Below are 15,499 nucleotides of genomic sequence, written 5' to 3'. Positions count from 1 at the left end.
TGCGCTTCAGCGCCTTGGTGGAGGAACTCACTTGCGGGCCTCTTCCTCGTCGTCCTCGTCCTCCAGCTCCTCGTCATCGACCCAGAGCCCCTCGGCGCGCAGGCGCTGCTCCTCCTTGCGCTCGATACCGGCCACGAGCCAGATCGAGATCTCGTAGAGCAGGTAGATCGGCAGCGCGAGGCCAAGCTGGCTGATCGGGTCCGGCGGGGTGAGCACGGCTGCGGCCGCGGCGATGCCGACGATGGCATACTTGCGCATGCGCTTCAGGCCGCCCGACGAGGTGAGCCCCACCCGCCCCATGAGCGTGAGCAGCACCGGAAGCTGGAAGCAGATGCCGAAGGCCAGGATGAAGGTCATCACCAGGCTGAGGTACTCGTTCACCTTGCCGAGGAACTCGATCTGCGTGCCCTCGCCGTCGCCCGTGCTCTGGAAGTCGAGGAAGAAGCTGATCGCCATCGGCATGATGAGGAAATACACCAGCGAGGCACCGGCGATGAACAGCACCGGCGTGGCGACGAGAAACGGCAGGAAGGCGCCGCGCTCGTTCTTGTAGAGGCCCGGCGCCACGAAGCGCCACACCTGCCAGGCGATCACCGGGAAGGCGAGGAACACGCCGCCGAACAGCGCGATCTTCAGGTGAACGAAGAACTTCTCGTAGAGCTGGGTGTAGATGAGCTGGGCCGGCTGGCCGCGGGCGAGCAGCTCGTCGCGCAGCGGGTGGGTGAGGAAATCGAAGATCTCGCGCGCGAAGAACGCGCAGAACACCACGGCGATCGCGAGGCCGATGAGGGCGTTGATGAGGCGCGAGCGCAGCTCGATCAGGTGCTCGATCAGCGGCGCCCGGCTGTCATCAAGGTTTTCTTCTGTCATTCTCGGGGGTCTCGCCTGGGCCCGGACGGGCCGCGATTATGCCTGTCCACCGGAAGCGGAGGGCTTCTGCGATGGCGCCTCCCCGGCCGAAGCGTCTGCGGGGGCTGCTGCAGGCGCAGGAGCGGAGACGGGAGCAGCGTCGGGCATGGGAGCCGCGGCGGCCGGCTCCGGCTCGGGGGCCGGTTCCTGGGTCGTCTTGGCGGTGGTGGCGGCGGTGACCGGCTTGTTGGTCTTGTCGAGACCGAATTTCGCCAGCCCGGCGGTGCCGCCCTTGGCGACGCGGCCCACGTCCTGCACCGAGCGCGCGGCCTTGGCCACGTCCTCCATGCCGGCCTCGCGTGCCGCGTCCTCCATGCTGCGCTGGAACTCCCGCGCCATGCCCCGGGCCCGCCCGACATACTGCCCGACGGTGTGGAACATGCGGGGAAGGTCCTTCGGTCCCACGACGAGGAGTGCCAGCACTCCGATCACGAGAAGCTCGGACCAGCCGATATCGAACATGGGCGCGGTCTCCCGACGGGGGTTCGGTTCAGACCTTGTCCTTCGCGGGGGTCACGTCGACGGCCTTGTCGGAGCGCTCGACCTGCTGGTGCTGGGGCTGCTCGTCCGGGTCTTCGGCCATGCCCTTCTTGAAGCTCTTGATGCCCTTCGCGACATCCCCCATCAGCCCGGAAATCTTGCCCCGGCCGAAGAGGAGCACCGCGAGGATCACGACGATCAGAATTTGCCAGATGCTCGGGCTCATTGTGTGTTCCTTCTGCTACGGGACGGGGGCCTACCCTGTCAGGCCCAAACCCGCTCCGCTCAACATCTATGGGATTTGAGGGCCGGGTTCAAACCCCAAACACCGCTTTGCGCGTTCAAATTTTCGCAGCCTGCGCCCGCGGCGCCTGCGGGGGCACCACGGGGAATACGAAACAGCGGTCGCGGCGCAGGGCGAGCCAGAGCGGCACGCCCGGGCGGGGCAGGAACACGCCGGGGATGGTGGCGCGCAGCGGGGTGCCGTCAAGGTCCATCGCGAGCTCCACGAGGCTCTCCGAGCCCATGAACCGCGCCCGCACCACCCGGCCACGCGCCCAGGAGCCGTGCTCGGTCGTCGGCGCCGGGCCCTGGCCCGCGCGGTCGAAGTCGATGCGCAGGTGCTGGGGGCGGATGACGATCTCCACCTCCTGCCCGTCGGCCAGCGCAGGCGTGAGGAACAGGCCGAAGGGAGTTTCCGTGCGCCCCTGCGCAACACGGCCGCGGATCACGTTCACGTCCGAGAAAAACCTTGCTGCGGCAAGATCATGCGGGGCGTTGTAGATGTTGTAGGGCGAGGCTTCCTGCACGATGCGCCCGCCGCGCATCAGCGCGATCGTGTCGGCCATGCGCATCGCCTCTTCCGGCTCGTGGGTGACCAGCAGCACCGCCGCGCCCTCGTCCTTGAGGATGGCGAGGGTCTCGTCGCGGATGCCGTCGCGCAGGCGGTTGTCGAGGCCGGAGAAGGGCTCGTCCATCAGCATCACCCGCGGCCGGGGGGCGAGCGCCCGGGCCAGTGCCACGCGCTGCTGTTCGCCGCCCGAGAGCTGGTGGGGGAACTTGTCGCCGAAGCTGCCGAGGCCCACGCGCTCGAGCAGCTCGCCCACCCGCGCACGGCCGGCGGCGCCCTTGTCGCGCAGCCCGAAGGCCACGTTCGCCGCCACGTCGAGATGCGGGAACAGCGCGAAATCCTGGAACATCAGGCCGATGGAGCGTCGCTCCGGCGGCAGGTGGCGCCGCGCGTCGGAGATGGTCACCCCGTCCACCGCCACGGTGCCGGTGCTCTGCCGCTCCACGCCCGCGGCGATGCGCAGCGTGGTGGACTTGCCGCAGCCCGAGGGGCCGAGCAGGCAGGTCACCTGCCCCTCCGACAGGCTCAGGGACAGGTCGTCGACCACGGTTGCGCCGTCGTAGACGCGGGAGATGTTGCCGAGGGCGAGCCTCGGGGCCGGGTTCGGCGGCAGGTCTGGCACGGGAGGCTATATCCGATCTGTTCCCTCAGCTATTGCCTGAGGTATCACCGCCGCCGCGGGCGGGCAAGCGGCGGCCCCCCGCGCGGGGGGCCGCCCAATGCTCAGGGAATAGCGCTCAGAGCATCATGTTGTTGGCGCCACCGTCGAGCAGCACGTTCTGCCCGATGATGAAGCCCGCGTGCTGCGAGCACAGGAAGGCGCAGGTCTGGCCGAACTCCTCGGCCGTGCCGTAGCGGCCGGCGGGCACCGTGGCGGCACGGCGGGCGCGGGCCTCCTCGATGGAGATGCCGGCGCTCTCGGCCACCTTGATGTCCAGCGCGTCGGCGCGGTCGGTGGCGTGGATGCCGGGCAGCAGGTTGTTGATGCACACGCCCGAGGAGGCCACCTGCCGCGCCGTGCCCGCCACGTAGCCGGTGAGGCCGGCGCGCGCGCCGTTCGACAGGCCGAGGTTGGCGATCGGCGCCTTCACCGCCTGGGAGGTGATGTTCACGATGCGGCCCCAGCCGCGCTCCATCATCCCCGGCAGCACCGCCTTGATGAGCATGATCGGGGTGATCATGTTGCCCTCGACGGCCTTCAGCCAGTCCTCGCGCTCCCAGTCCGACCACACGCCCGGGGGCGGGCCGCCGGCGTTGTTCACCAGGATGTCGGGGGTCTCGCAGGCGGCCAGAACCTTGTCGCGCCCGGCCTCGGTGGTGATGTCGCAGGCCACCGTGGTGACCGGCACCTGGAAGCGGGCGCGGATGCTTTCGGCCGTCGCCTCCAGCGGGCCCTCGCTGCGCGCGTTCAGCACCAGCCCCACGCCGGCTTCCGCCAGCGCCTCCGCACAGCCGCGCCCAAGCCCCTTCGAGCCGGCGCAGACGATCGCCGTCCTGCCCCTGATTCCGAGATCCATCGGTTCTGTCCTTTCCGTCGCGCGGCCCGTGATGGCCACGGAAGAATGTGTTTCAGAATTGTTCACAGAGGTCGATACCCGGAGCAATTGCCCCAGATTTATGCACAGGACTGCAAAAGCGCCCGTAGCTGACCTGGATCAATGTCATTCCGCCGCCGTCGGGGTGACACTGGCACCAGCAAGGCGCCCCGGTGCGCGCGAATCATCCGACCCGCGAAAGGAGCCCAGACATGGAAACCGCCCCCTTCCCGGACCTGCCCGGCCGCCCACTGATGCGGGTCGATCACGTCACCCTGCACGAGGGCAATGTCACGCCGCTGCGCGCGGTCTGCCTCTCGCTGCGCGCAGGCGAGTGCCTGTCGCTGATCGGGCCCAAGGGTGCGGGCAAATCCGAGCTTCTCGCCCTGCTCGGCCGCCGCCTCGCCGACAGTCCGGACTGCCGGCTGGAGGGCAGCGTGCGCCTCGACGGGCGCGACCTCATGGCCGACGGCCCTGCCCGCCCGGACCAGATTGCCTGGGTACAGGAGGCGGCTGCGCCGCTCGAGGGCTCGGTGCACGAGTGCATCGCCAGGGGCCTGCGCGCGGCCGGGCGCGCGCGCAACGAGGCGGAGGTCGATGTCGCCGTCACCGCCGCGCTGCGCCGTGCCGGGCTCTGGCCCGAGCTCACCGGCCGGCTGCAGAGCTTCGGCGCCGATCTCACCTTCGGCCAGCAGCGCCGCCTCGCCCTCGCGATGGCACTGGCCTGCCGGCCGGAGATCCTGGTGATGGGCGAGCCCTTCGTGAGCGACCCCGCCGAGGCCGACGCCATGCTCGGCGTGCTCGAGGGCTTGCGCGGCCGGCTCACCATCGTGTTCCAGAGCCGCGATCTGCCCCGCGCCCGCCGGCTGGCAGACCGCACGGCCTACATGCAGGCCGGCAAGCTGCTGGAGATCGGCGAGACGCGGCAGGTGTTCGACGCGCCCCGCAGCCCCGCCTGCGGCGCCTTCATCGCCCGCGCCTGGGGCTGAGGGGTCGGCCCCGGGCGCGCAGATAGGGCATTCCCTTCGCGCGCCCGCTCGCCTATATCCCGGCCATGCTGGACCGAGCCGACAACCAACCCGCCCTGCCGCCCGAGATCGGGCGCCGTCGCACCTTCGCGATCATCTCGCATCCCGATGCGGGCAAGACCACGCTGACCGAGAAGTTCCTGCTCTACGGGGGCGCCATCCAGATGGCCGGCCAGGTGCGCGCCAAGGGCGAGGCCCGGCGCACCCGCTCCGACTTCATGAAGATGGAGCAGGACCGCGGCATCTCGGTCTCGGCCTCGGCCATGTCCTTCGAGTTCGACCGCTGGTGGTTCAACCTCGTCGACACGCCGGGCCACTCCGACTTCTCGGAGGACACCTACCGCACCCTCACCGCCGTGGACGCCGCGATCATGGTGATCGACGGCGCGAAGGGCGTGGAGAGCCAGACCCGCAAGCTCTTCGAGGTCTGCCGCCTGCGCGACCTGCCGATCCTGACCTTCTGCAACAAGATGGACCGGGAGAGCCGCGACACGTTCGAGATCATCGACGAGATCCAGGAGATGCTGGCGCTCGACGTGGCCCCGGCAAGCTGGCCCATCGGCATGGGGCGCGAGTTCCTCGGCTGCTACGACATGATCAACGACCGGCTCGAGCTGATGGACCGGGCGGACCGCAACGTGAAGGCCGCCTCGATCGAGATGAAGGGCCTGGACGACCCGAGACTTGATGAGAAGATCCCCGCCCATCTGCTTGAAAAGCTTCGCGAAGAAGTGGAGATGGCGCGTGAGCTGCTGCCGCGCTTCGACGAGCAGGCCTTCCGCGACGGCGCGATGACCCCGATCTGGTTCGGCTCGGCGATCAACTCCTTCGGCGTGCGCGAGCTGATGGCCGGCATCGGCAATTACGGCCCGCCGCCGCAGGTGCGCCCGGCCGAGCCGCGCCAGGTTTCCGCCGACGAGACAAAGGTTTCCGGCTTTGTCTTCAAGGTCCAGGCGAACATGGACCCCAAGCACCGCGACCGCGTGGCCTTCCTGCGCATCTGCTCGGGCCATTTCACCCGGGGCATGAAGCTGCATCACGTGCGCTCGAAAAAGCCGATGGCGGTGTCGAACCCGGTGATGTTCCTCGCCGCCGAGCGCGAGATCGCCGAGGACGCCTGGGCCGGCGACATCATCGGCATCCCCAACCACGGCCAGCTGCGCATCGGCGACGCGCTCACCGAGGGCGAGGCGCTGCGCTTCACCGGCATCCCCTCCTTCGCGCCGGAGCTGCTGCAATCGGTGCGCGCGGCCGACCCGATGAAGGCCAAGCATCTCGACAAGGCCCTCACCCAGTTCGCCGAGGAAGGCGCTGCCAAGCTCTTCAAGCCGATGATCGGCTCGGGCTGGATCGTGGGCGTGGTGGGTGCGCTGCAGTTCGAGGTGCTGGCGAGCCGCATCGAGCTGGAATACGGCCTGCCGGTGCGCTTCGAGCCCAGCCAGTTCACCTCCGCGCGCTGGATCTCCGGGCCGAAGGACAAGCTCGAGGCCTTCACGAAGGTCAACAAGGGCCACATGGCCGAGGATCACGACGGCGACCCGGTCTACCTCACCCGCCTGCAGTGGGACATCGACCGGGTGGAGCGCGACTATCCGGAGCTGCGCCTCACCGCCACCAAGGAAATGCATACCTGATGCACTGCGGCGCGGGGTTGCACCTCGCGCCGCGATCCGTCAGGCTGCCCCCGTCCGGAGCCGGCCCGCAGTCCCTGCCAGCCCTTGCCCGGACATGACAGCGCCCCAACTGAAAATCCCGCGCGGGCGGCGCTTTCGCCGTGCCGCCGTTGCAAGGAAGGGTCCCGGACATGTGGGCTGACATCGGCGTTTTCTTCGGCATCTGGGCGGCGGTGTATCTCGTCACCCTCGCGCTCTACTTCGGCCAGGGCGGCCTGCTGATGTGGATCAACCGCCGCTTCCCGGACAGGCGCATCCAGCCCAACCGCCGCGGCGAGGACCGGGCGCGCGCCGAGATCATCCAGTCGGTGAAATCGCTGGTGGTCACCTGCGGCTGTCTCGCCGGGGGATTGTGGCTGCAGTACATGGGCTGGACCATCTGGGCGCCGCTCGAGCTCACCTGGGTGAGCGCCATCGGCATGTTCCTCGTCTCCATCCTGCTCTACGACACCTGGTTCTACTGGGGTCACCGGCTGATGCACACGAAGAAGCTCTACAAGCACCATTTCTGGCACCACCGCTCGGTGGCGCCCACCGTGTGGTCGAACTACTCCGACACGCTGACCGACGCCTTCGCCATGCAGTCCTACTACCTGATCGTGCCGATCTTCGTGCCGATCCCGCCGCTGGTGCTCATCGCCCACCGGGTCTGGGACCATATCAACGGCCAGATAGGCCATTCCGGCTTCGAGTATTTCGCCGACAAAAGCACCCGCTTCCCCTCGCCCATGGTCTGCGTGACCTTCCACGACCAGCACCACGAGCACTTCCGCTACAACTACGCGAATTTCTTCAGCTTCTGGGACCGGGTCTGCGGCACGCTGCACCCGAAATACGACGAGAAGGTGGAGAGCTACTCCCTGCCCGCCCCGGCGCCGGAGAAGACGCCGGCCGAGTGACGCTCAGCGCGCAGGACAGGAACAGGGGCGCCCCGGAGCGCCCCTTTTTCATGCCCGCCGCCCGCGCAGCAAAAAGGGCCCCGCAGGGCCCCTCGCGTGTCGCGCTTGCGGAAGGCTTCAGTCCACGAAGGCCTTCTCGATCACGAAATCGCCGGGCTCGGAGTTCGAGCCCTCCTTCATGCCGGCGGCCTCGCAGAGCTCCTTGTGCTCCTGCAGCATGCCCATCGAGCCGCAGATCATCACCCGGTCGGTCTCCGGCGAGAGCGGCGCGCCGGTGGCGGTGGCGAAGCGGCCGTCGCGGATCCAGTCGGTCATGCGGCCCATCTCCGGCGAGGGCTCACGGGTGGTGGTGGTGATCAGGCGCAGCTTGTCGCCCACCAGCTCGGCGAGCAGCTCGTCGTTGCGGATCGCCTCGACCAGCGCCTTGCCGAAATCGAGCTCGCCCACGTCGCGGCAGGTCTGGGTGAGGATCACCTCGTCGAATTTCTCGTAGGTCTCCGGGTCGCGGATCACGCTGGCGAAGGGCGCGATGCCGGTGCCGGTGGAGAACATGATCAGCCGCTTGCCGGGGGTGAGCGCGTCATGCACCAGCGTGCCGACCGGCTTGGGGCGCATCACGATATGATCGCCCGGCTTGAGGTGCTGCAGCCGCGAGGTGAGCGGGCCGTCCTGCACCTTGATGGAGTAGAACTCCAGCTCCTCGTCCCAGGAGGGCGAGGCGATGGAATAGGCGCGCACCAGCGGCTTGCCGTCGACCACGAGGCCGATCATCGCGAACTCGCCGGAGCGGAAGCGGAAGCTTTGCGGGCGGTCACAGGTAAAGGAGAAGGTGCTGTCGGTCCAGTGCCGCACGGCATGGACCTTGAGGGACACGAATCCTTTCGGGGCGGCCGGGGCCGCGTCGGCGATCGTCTGGGCGTCTTCGCTCATGTTGCACCTGCTCCATCACACGGGTTTCGGGGCATATAGCGCCTTGTGCCGGGCTGTGAAACCCCCGTGCGGTACATTTACGCGAAAAATTTCGGGGATAGCCATAAACCACACCTGAAAAATGTTTATATTGCGATGCAACCGGATCGGCCAGAATCCTTGACTTTTCCGCACTATCGCGCGATATGGGGCGCATCAGATGAGGGGACGGGCCAATCCGGGCTGCCCCGGGGCCGCATGGATCTTTCGCGGCCATTCCTGCCGCAACAGCCCCGAAGCGGGCCTGGATGAAAGAACCATGACCAGTTTTTCCGATCTCGACCTTGACCCCAAGGTACTCGAAGCCATTTCCGAAGCCGGCTACACCAGCCCCACGCCCATCCAGGAGCAGGCCATCCCGCACGCCCTCGTGGGGCGCGACGTGCTCGGCATCGCCCAGACCGGCACCGGCAAGACCGCCAGCTTCACCCTGCCGATGATCACCATTCTCGCCCAGGGCCGGGCCAAGGCGCGCATGCCGCGCAGCCTCATCCTCTGCCCCACGCGTGAGCTCGCCGCCCAGGTGGCGGAGAATTTCGAGATCTACGGCAAGCACCACCGCCTCTCCATGGCCCTGCTGATCGGCGGCGTGTCCTTCAAGGACCAGGACAAGCTGATCGACCGCGGCGTGGACGTGCTGATCGCCACCCCCGGCCGCCTGCTCGACCATTTCGAGCGTGGCAAGCTGATGCTCACCGGCGTGCAGATCATGGTGGTCGACGAAGCCGACCGCATGCTCGACATGGGTTTCATCCCCGACATCGAGCGCATCTTCGGCCTCACCCCCTTCACCCGACAGACGCTGTTCTTCTCCGCCACCATGGCGCCGGAGATCACCCGCCTCACGGAAACCTTCCTGCACAACCCGGTGCGCGTGGAAGTGGCCCGGCAGGCCACCGCCTCTGCCACCATCGAGCAGTCGGTGTGCAAGCACGCCCCCTCCCGCAAGGACCGCTCCGAGACCGAGAAGCGCGAGGTTCTGCGCCGGCTGATGGAGGCCGAGGGCGAGGAGCTGCGCAACGCCATCATCTTCTGCAACCGCAAGCGCGACGTGGACGTGCTGTTCAAGAGCCTGCAGAAGCACGGGTTCAACGTGGGCGCCCTGCACGGCGACCTCGACCAGGCGGTGCGCATGCGCGTGCTCTCCGGCTTCCGCGACGGCTCGATCCGGTTCCTCGTGGCGTCCGACGTGGCGGCCCGCGGCCTCGACATCCCGAACGTGAGCCACGTGTTCAACTTCGACGTGCCGATCCACTCGGAAGATTATGTCCATCGCATCGGCCGCACCGGCCGGGCCGGCCGGAAAGGGCGCGCCATCACCATCTGCCTGCCGCATGAAGCGAAATACCTCGCCCAGATCGAAGACCTGGTGAAGGCCGAGATCCCGGTTGTCGAAAGCCCGCTCGGCGGCGGCGAGGCCGAGGCCTTCCGCCCCGAGGCGACCGACCGTCGCGAGAAGGAGGGCAAGCCCTCCCGCTCCCGCCGTGGCGAGCGCAAGCCGCGCGCCCGCAAGGCCGACCGCGAGGAGGCCCAGGCCACCGAGCCCGTCACCGCCGAGGCCGCGACTCCCGAGCCGGAGGAGGCCGTGGCCGCCCCCGCGCCGGCGCCGGTCCCCGCGAAGCAGGAGGCCGAGGAGCGCAGCTCCGAGGGCCGCTCCTCGCGCGGCGGGCGTGGCGGCTCCTCCAAGGGCCGTGGCGGCAAGGGTGGCGGGCGCGAGGCGCCGGTCATCGGGCTGGGCGACCATGTGCCGGCCTTCCTGCTGCGTGAATTCAAGGTGAAGCCCTCCCGCTCGCGCTCCGAGGCCGAGCAGGAAGAGGAAGACGCCACCGCCTGATCCCCCCGCGGGGCACGAGAGAACAGGGCCGCAGTCCGGGCGCCGGGCTGCGGCCTTTTCGTGTCCGCCACCTGCCCTTGCGGCAGGCGCTTCACATGTTCACGAAACTGCTTGCCTGCCAACGATCCCCGCAGCACTGTCGCCGGCATCATGCAAGGCACGAATCCCATCAAGGCGGCCCTGTGGATGCTCGGGGCCATCGCATCCTTCTCGGCCATGGCGGTCGCCGGTCGCGAGATCGCGGCGGAGCTCGATACGTTCGAGCTGATGATGTACCGCTCGGCCATCGGCTTTCTCGTGGTGCTGGGGCTGCTCGCCCTGCCCCGCGGCGGCGGCTACGCGCAGGTGCGCACCGCCCATCCGGGCCAGCACCTCGCCCGCAACGTGGTGCATTTCGCCGGGCAGAACCTGTGGTTCTTCGGCGTCGCCACCATCCCGCTCAGCCAGCTGGTGGCGCTGGAGTTCACCAACCCGATCTGGGTGGCGCTGCTCGCGCCGCTGTTCCTCGGCGAGCAGATGACCCGGGTGCGGGTGCTCGCGGCCGGCATCGGCTTCATCGGCATCCTCATCGTGGCCCAGCCCGGGGTGGCGCCGCTGGAATGGGGCCATGCGGCGGGGCTGGGCGCGGCGGTGGGCTTTGCGCTCAACACGCTCTTCACCAAGCGCATCATGCGCCATGACACCGTGCTCTGCGTGCTGTTCTGGATGACCCTGCTGCAGGGGCTCTTCGGCCTCGCCCTCGCCCTTCCGGGCGGCATCGCCGTGCCCTCGCAGGCCATGCTGCCCTGGGTGCTCATCGTGTCGGTCTGCGGGCTCACGGCGCATTTCTGCCTCACCTCGGCGCTGCAGTTCGCGCCGGCCTCGGTGGTGGCGCCGATGGAGTTCCTGCGCCTGCCGGTGATCGCGCTGCTGGGCATGTGGGTGTACCACGAGCCGCTGATGGCGCCGGTGTTCGTCGGGGCGGCGCTGATCCTCGCGGGCAACGTGATCTCCGTGCGGGCCGAGCGCCGCCGCGCGGGGCGGGAGGCCGCCGGGGCAGTTCCACATTGACCATCTGGTAAATCTCTGGTTGTACCCGTGTCACAGCGAACACGACGAAAGAGGACCATCGGATGATTTCCCGAACCACGCTGGCCAGCCTTGCCTGCCTCTCTGCCATGGCGCTCACCCTCGGCGCCGGAGCGGCCTCGGCCGAAGGCTCCTGGCGCCGCGACGCGCTGCGCGCCCTCGGCTCGGCCGCCAACTCAGGGGGCAACCACAGCGGCCCGGCCGCCGAGGGCACAGTCTCCGCCGCCGATCCGCAGAGCCTGGTGGACGCGATCCTTGCCGAGGGCTACCGCGCCGAACTGAGCACGGATTCCGAGGGCGACCCGCATATCAAGAGCGGTGCGGCCGGCGTGAACTACGACATCGACTTCTACGGCTGCACCGAGGGCGAGAGCTGCGACACGATCTGCTTCACCGCCGGCTTCGACCTCGAGAACGGATCGACCCCGGACGTGGTGAACGACTGGAATTCCAACGAGTTCATCGGCCCGGCCTATCTCGATTCCGAGCTCGACCCCTACCTCGACTACTGCGTGGTGGGCGTGAACGGCATGCAGGCCGAAGGCTTTTCCTCCGTGCTCGACAACTGGTCGCGCGCGCTGGGGGATTTCCAGGGCAAGATCGGCTTCTGAGCCGCCTGCCCCGCGCCGCAGCCTCGGGTTGCGGCGCGGGGGCATGCTGCACCTGCACATTGAAGGGCTTGGAAGGGCGCGCGCGCCGTGCTAAGCGCGCCCGTGGAACCAACCGGACAGTGCGAGGAGCACAACCATGAACATCGACAAGATCCCGGCGGGCAAGAACCCCCCCTCCGACATCAACGTGGTCATCGAGATCACCGGTGGCGCGAACGGCGGCCAGCCGGTCAAGTACGAGCTCGACAAGGACTCCGGCGCCGTCTTCGTCGACCGCATCGTGAACACCCCGATGTTCTACCCCTGCAACTACGGCTTCGTGCCCAACACCCTGCATGACGACGGCGACCCGACCGACGTGCTGGTGCTGTGCGACTTCGCCCTGCAGCCCGGTGTCGTGATCCGCTGCCGCCCGGTCGGCGTGCTGAAGATGGAAGACGACGGCGGCATGGACGACAAGCTCATCGCCGTGCCCCACGTGAAGACCGACCCGTTCCAGGCCCATATCAACGACCTGGAAGACATCCCGGCCAAGACCCGCGACCGCATCAAGCACTTCTTCGAGCACTACAAGGACCTCGAGGCCGGCAAGTGGGTGAAGGTGATCGGCTGGGGCGACAAGGCCGAGGCCGAGACCATCCTGCAGAAATCCGTGGACGCCGTCGCCAAGGCCTGAGGCCCGGCCGACCCCACGATCCGGAGGGAGGCGGCGCGCCCGCCTCTCTCCCCGCCCCCCACGCCTCCACGGAGCGCCCCCGCATGATCTACTCCACCGGCCGTGACTGGCTCGGCGCCCGCCACAAGGCCGTGGCGCTCATCGGCATGTCGGGCGTGGGCAAGACCCGCATCAGCCAGTTGCTGCGCGATGACGGGGACTGGTTTCACTACTCGGTCGATTTCCGCATCGGCACGCGCTACCTCGGCGAATACATCGCCGACGATTTCAAGCGCGAGGCGATGAAGGTGCCGCTGCTGCGCGAGATGCTGCGCTCGGATTCGATCTACATCGGCTCGAACCTCTCGTTCCACAATCTCGCGCCGCTCTCGCACTGGCTGGGCAAGCCGGGCAACGCCGAGGCCGGCGGCATCCCCTTCGAGGAATATTGCCGCCGCCAGCGCCTGCACCGCGCCGCCGAGGCCGCCTCCATGCTTGATGCGGGCGAGTTCATCGAGCGTGCCGGCACGCTCTACGGTTACCCGCATTTCGTCTGCGACACTTCCGGCTCGATCTGCGAGGTGGTCGACCCGGCCGACCCCGAAGACCGCGTGCTGCGCGGCGTGAGCGAGGCGATGCTCATCGTCTACATCCGCGGCTCGGAGGCGCATGAGGACGCGCTGAAGGCCCGCTTCGACCGCGCGCCCAAGCCGATGTACTACCGCGAGGATTTCCTGCGCGCGCAGTGGAGCCGCTATCTCGCGGAGCGCGGCGTGGAGGAAGACGCGGTCGACCCCGACGATTTCATCCGCTTCGGCTTCGCCCAGCTTCTCGGCCACCGCCGCCCGCTCTACCAGGCCATCGCCGACAACTGGGGTGTCACGGTGGAGGCCGACGACATCGCCGAAGTCACCACCGCGGCCGAGTTCGACACCCTCGTCGCCCGGGCGCTCGACGCGCGCGGCTGAGCGCCCCGTCAAGCTTCCGTAAGGGAAAACCGTGCGCGGCATTTGCAATGCGCGCGCCGCTGGCCTATCTCCCTGCTCCTGACTGAAGGGAGCAAACGCGATGCCGATCAAGATCCCCGGAGACCTGCCCGCCTACGACGTGCTCAGCCGCGAGGGTGTGATGGTCATGTCCGAGGAGATGGCACTGCGCCAGGACATCCGGCCTTTGCAGATCGCGCTCCTGAACCTGATGCCCAAGAAGGTGCAGACCGAGACGCAGTTCGTCCGCCTCATCGGCTCCACCGCGCTGCAGGTGGAATTCAGCCTGATCCGGATGACCGAGCACCAGTCGCGCCACACCGCGCCCGCGCATATGGAGAGCTTCTACGCCACCTTCGAGGAGGCCCGGCACCGCAAGTTCGACGGGCTCATCATCACCGGCGCGCCGATCGAGCTGCTGGAATACGACCAGGTCACCTACTGGGACGAGCTGCGCCGCATCTTCGACTGGACCCAGACCAACGTGCACCGCACCCTCGGGGTGTGCTGGGGCGCGCAGGCGATGCTCAACCACTTCCACGACGTGCCCAAGCACACGCTGGACACCAAGAGCTTCGGCTGTTTCGAGCACCGGGTGCGGGTGCCCACCGCGCCCTGCCTGCGCGGCTTCGACGACAGTTTCATCGTGCCGGTGAGCCGCTGGACCGAGATCCGCGAGGCTGACCTGCCGCCCGGGCTCGAGGTGCTGGCGGATTCGGAGGAGAGCGGCCCCTGCCTGGTCGACGACCCCGCCCACAAGGCGCTCTACATGTTCAACCACCTCGAATACGAGACCGGCACCCTCAAGGAGGAGTACGACCGCGACGTGGCCGGCGGCAAGCCCATCCACGTGCCGGTGAACTACTACCCCAAGGACGACCCCTCCCGCCCGCCGCGCAACGGCTGGCGCAGCCATGCCCACCTGTTCTACGGCAACTGGGTGAATGACATCTACCAATCCTGCCCGTACGATCTGAACGACATCGGCCGCTGAAACCCGGCCCCGCTCCCGGGCGTTGCCCGGGCTGCGGCGGCCCCCCGGCCGCCTGACAGCATAGGGACGCAGCCGATGGCCGATACCAGCGCGACACAGGACACCCCGACCCCCGATGGCGTCGAGCCCGGGGCCATCGGCCGCTTCTTCCGCGAGGAGGCGCCGAAGGAAATCCGCCGGGCCATCGAGGAGGGGTCGAAGAAGGACATCCTCTCGCCCAGCTATCCCTACGACACCACCATCGACGGCGAGAGCTACGGCAAGCAGCTCGAGGCCCTGCAGATCGAGCTTGTGCGCATGCACGAGTGGGTGCGCCGCTCGGGGGCACGCGTCGTGGTGCTGTTCGAGGGCCGCGACGCCGCCGGCAAGGGCAGCACCATCAAGCGCTTCGCGGCAAACCTGAACCCGCGCACCGCCCGGGTCGTCGCCCTCGGCAAGCCCTCGGACGTGGAGGCGGGCGAGTGGTATTTCCAGCGCTACATCCGCCACCTGCCCACCGCCGGCGAGATCGCCTTCTTCGACCGCTCCTGGTACAACCGCGCCGTGGTCGAGCATGTCTTCGGCTTCTGCACGTCCCGGCAGCGGGCGCATTTCTTCGCCCAGGCGCCGCAGTTCGAGTCGATGCTCGTCGAGGATGGCATCCACCTCATCAAGATCTGGCTCACCGTGGGCCGGGCCGAGCAGCTCCGCCGCTTCCTCGCCCGCGAGGACGACCCGCTGAAGCACTGGAAGCTCTCGCCCATCGACGTGGAGGGCCTGTCGCGCTGGGACGCCTATTCCGCCGCCATCCGCGAGATGTTCGAGGCGACGCACAATCCCGTCACCCCCTGGACCGTGGTGCGCTCCGACGACAAGAAGCGCGCCCGCCTGCAGGCCATCCGCCACGTGCTGCGCGCCCTGCCCTACGACGGGCGCGACGAGGCCGCCATCGGCGAGAGCGACCCGGCGCTGTGCGGCGGCCCGGAGATCATGCCCGACGAGAACGTCTGAGCATGCCGGCCCCGCTTC

General features: G+C 68.4%; 16 protein-coding genes. 10 read left to right on the top strand and 6 right to left on the bottom strand.

Translation table 11 applies throughout. The annotated features are described in order from the left end of the window. Nucleotides 1–27 precede the first annotated feature (27 nt). The 5 genes from tatC to D3P35_RS00955 form a co-directional block, all read right to left on the bottom strand. On the bottom strand, nt 28–870 hold the full coding sequence (gene tatC, locus D3P35_RS00975) for a twin-arginine translocase subunit TatC (RefSeq protein ID WP_118132580.1): 843 nt from the start codon (nt 868–870) through the stop codon (nt 28–30). 36 nt (nt 871–906) lie between these two features. After that, a complete protein-coding gene (tatB, locus tag D3P35_RS00970) occupies nt 907–1,371 on the bottom strand; it encodes a Sec-independent protein translocase protein TatB (protein WP_118132579.1) in 465 nt (154 codons plus the stop codon). Nucleotides 1,372–1,399: 28 nt separating this feature from the next. Then, nucleotides 1,400–1,615: a twin-arginine translocase TatA/TatE family subunit gene (locus D3P35_RS00965; protein ID WP_118132578.1), complete on the bottom strand. Its 216-nt coding sequence runs from the start codon at nt 1,613–1,615 to the stop codon at nt 1,400–1,402. A 115-nt stretch (nt 1,616–1,730) separates the two neighbouring features. Further along, nucleotides 1,731–2,852: an ABC transporter ATP-binding protein gene (locus D3P35_RS00960; protein WP_370029857.1), complete on the bottom strand. Its 1,122-nt coding sequence runs from the start codon at nt 2,850–2,852 to the stop codon at nt 1,731–1,733. Between the two features lie 124 nt (nt 2,853–2,976). Next, nucleotides 2,977–3,756 (bottom strand): SDR family oxidoreductase, encoded by a 780-nt coding sequence (locus tag D3P35_RS00955; RefSeq protein ID WP_118132576.1) that lies wholly within the window; start codon nt 3,754–3,756, stop codon nt 2,977–2,979. 230 nt (nt 3,757–3,986) lie between these two features. Here D3P35_RS00955 and D3P35_RS00950 point away from each other — a divergent pair, with 230 nt between their 5' ends. The 3 genes from D3P35_RS00950 to D3P35_RS00940 all read left to right on the top strand — a co-directional run bounded on the left by D3P35_RS00950 (nt 3,987) and on the right by D3P35_RS00940 (nt 7,374). Then, complete coding sequence (locus D3P35_RS00950; RefSeq protein WP_118132575.1) at nt 3,987–4,763, top strand: ATP-binding cassette domain-containing protein; 777 nt, start codon at nt 3,987–3,989, stop codon at nt 4,761–4,763. 65 nt (nt 4,764–4,828) lie between these two features. Further along, nucleotides 4,829–6,436 (top strand): peptide chain release factor 3, encoded by a 1,608-nt coding sequence (locus D3P35_RS00945; protein ID WP_118132574.1) that lies wholly within the window; start codon nt 4,829–4,831, stop codon nt 6,434–6,436. A gap of 170 nt (nt 6,437–6,606) precedes the next feature. Next, complete coding sequence (locus D3P35_RS00940; RefSeq protein ID WP_118132573.1) at nt 6,607–7,374, top strand: sterol desaturase family protein; 768 nt, start codon at nt 6,607–6,609, stop codon at nt 7,372–7,374. Between the two features lie 117 nt (nt 7,375–7,491). Here the strand turns inward: D3P35_RS00940 and D3P35_RS00935 are convergent, their stop codons facing one another. Continuing rightward, nucleotides 7,492–8,304, bottom strand: a complete 813-nt coding sequence (locus tag D3P35_RS00935) for a ferredoxin--NADP reductase (protein WP_118132572.1) — start codon at nt 8,302–8,304, stop codon at nt 7,492–7,494. Between the two features lie 298 nt (nt 8,305–8,602). Here D3P35_RS00935 and D3P35_RS00930 point away from each other — a divergent pair, with 298 nt between their 5' ends. The 7 genes from D3P35_RS00930 (at nt 8,603) to ppk2 (ending at nt 15,481) form a co-directional block, all read left to right on the top strand. Beyond that, complete coding sequence (locus tag D3P35_RS00930) at nt 8,603–10,177, top strand: DEAD/DEAH box helicase (protein WP_118132571.1); 1,575 nt, start codon at nt 8,603–8,605, stop codon at nt 10,175–10,177. A gap of 150 nt (nt 10,178–10,327) precedes the next feature. Then, a complete protein-coding gene (locus tag D3P35_RS00925; protein WP_118132785.1) occupies nt 10,328–11,227 on the top strand; it encodes a DMT family transporter in 900 nt (299 codons plus the stop codon). Nucleotides 11,228–11,289: 62 nt separating this feature from the next. After that, nucleotides 11,290–11,856 carry a YbjN domain-containing protein gene (locus D3P35_RS00920; protein WP_118132570.1) on the top strand — a complete coding sequence of 189 codons (567 nt, stop codon included), beginning with the start codon at nt 11,290–11,292 and terminating at the stop codon, nt 11,854–11,856. A 136-nt stretch (nt 11,857–11,992) separates the two neighbouring features. Then, complete coding sequence (gene ppa, locus D3P35_RS00915; protein WP_118132569.1) at nt 11,993–12,532, top strand: inorganic diphosphatase; 540 nt, start codon at nt 11,993–11,995, stop codon at nt 12,530–12,532. 83 nt (nt 12,533–12,615) lie between these two features. Continuing rightward, complete coding sequence (locus tag D3P35_RS00910; protein WP_118132568.1) at nt 12,616–13,479, top strand: ATPase; 864 nt, start codon at nt 12,616–12,618, stop codon at nt 13,477–13,479. Between the two features lie 100 nt (nt 13,480–13,579). Further along, a complete protein-coding gene (gene metA / locus D3P35_RS00905; protein WP_118132567.1) occupies nt 13,580–14,491 on the top strand; it encodes a homoserine O-succinyltransferase in 912 nt (303 codons plus the stop codon). Nucleotides 14,492–14,566: 75 nt separating this feature from the next. Next, nucleotides 14,567–15,481, top strand: a complete 915-nt coding sequence (ppk2, locus tag D3P35_RS00900) for a polyphosphate kinase 2 (RefSeq protein ID WP_118132566.1) — start codon at nt 14,567–14,569, stop codon at nt 15,479–15,481. Nucleotides 15,482–15,499: the final 18 nt, after the last annotated feature.

The organism is Oceanicella sp. SM1341 (genome assembly GCF_003448965.1).
Classification (GTDB): Bacteria; Pseudomonadota; Alphaproteobacteria; order Rhodobacterales; family Rhodobacteraceae; genus Paroceanicella.
The sequence above is the reverse complement of the archived record's forward strand: the minus strand, read 5'-3'. Positions and strand labels throughout refer to the sequence as shown.